2 protein-coding genes are annotated in these 1457 nt (G+C 36.6%); both read left to right on the forward strand.

Annotated features, from left to right (window positions below):
* Positions 1-53: 53 nt before the first annotated feature.
* Positions 54-599: a transposase gene (locus DS031_RS23300; RefSeq protein ID WP_245947636.1), complete on the forward strand. Its 546-nt coding sequence runs from the start codon at positions 54-56 to the stop codon at positions 597-599.
* Complete coding sequence (locus DS031_RS23305; protein WP_113808530.1) at positions 500-1426, forward strand: IS3 family transposase; 927 nt, start codon at positions 500-502, stop codon at positions 1424-1426. The genes DS031_RS23300 and DS031_RS23305 overlap by 100 nt, the downstream gene beginning before the upstream one ends.
* Positions 1427-1457: the final 31 nt, after the last annotated feature.

Genomic DNA, 1457 nt, shown 5'->3' on the forward strand with positions numbered 1-1457 from the left:
TATGGTGCACCCCAAAAGTTAGAGTGAAATTCTAATCTTTTGGGGTGCTTATTTTGGCTAAGAAATATAGTGATGAATTAAAGTTAATGGTGGTTAAAGAGTATCAAGAAGGAAAGTTAGGAATTAGACCTCTGGCAAAGAAACATGGGATAAAGTCAAAGTCACAGGTCGAAAGATGGATTAAAGTATATGAGAAGTTTGGAGCAGAAGGACTATTAAGTGGGGGGACCACCAAACTTTATTCTGTTCAATTCAAGCTGGATGTATTATCCTTTATAAAAAGAACAGGCTCTTCAGAGACAGAAACTGCCCTACATTTTGGAATAACAAACCCTACTATAATAGCTACTTGGAAGAAGGCTATTCTTAAGGGTGGGGTTGAAGGCTTGAATATACATAAAGGATGGCCACCAATGTCTAAAAGCAGGAAAACAGAAACGGATACAAAAACCAAGGAAGAGTTGGAAAGAGAAAATGAACTCCTTCGTTTGGAGGTAGAATACCTAAAAAAGTTGAGAGCTTTTCAGATGGATCCGGAAGGCTATCTCGAAAAGCACAAGCAGCTTTATCATTCGAACTCAAAGAAAAGTTCAAATTAAAAGATGTGTTACTTTTGGTTGGGGTTCCAGAATCTACGTATCACTATCACATAAAAGCGATGAAAGAGGAGAACCCAAACCAAGAATTAGAAGATTGTATTAAATCTATATTCGATGAGAATAACGGTAATTATGGATACCGACGTGTCCATCTTGAGCTGAAAAACCGAGGCTATAAGGTGAATCATAAGGCAGTTCAACGCATTATGAGAAAGCTCAGCCTTAAAGGTAATAAATTCAGAAAAAAATCTCGAAAGTACATTTCTTACAAGGGGAATGTGGGTAAGGTTGCGACGAACCGTATTAATCGTCGTTTTCAAACGAGTGTATGCCATCAGAAATTAACAACTGATATTACTGAGTTTAAGTGTTCTAATGGAGTAAAACTTTATCTCAGTCCTATTATGGACATGTTTAATAGCGAAATCCTGTCCTATGAGATAGGTGTGAGTCCAACTTTGGAACTTGCGCTTAGACCTCTAGAGAAAGCACTTGAACTAGTAAAAGGCTCAAAGGATAGAACAACGATTCATTCTGATCAAGGCTGGCAATACCAACATAATAAATGGGTGAAAACACTTAAGGAACATAAGGTTTTTCAAAGTATGTCTCGTAAAGGAAACTGTTTAGATAATTCACCTATGGAGAATTTTTTTGGATTACTAAAACAAGAAATGTATTACGGAGAAGTTCTGTGTTCGTTTGAAGAATTAAGTAAGAGAATTGAAGAGTATATAAATTACTATAATAACAGACGTATTAAGCAAAAATTGGCCGGCATGAGTCCAGTTCAATACCGTATCCATACCTGCCAATTAGCTGCATAATATAAAACTCTAACTTTCGGGGGTCACATCA

The organism is Bacillus taeanensis (genome assembly GCF_003318295.1).
Lineage (GTDB): Bacteria > Bacillota > Bacilli > Bacillales > UBA6769 > Maribacillus > Maribacillus taeanensis.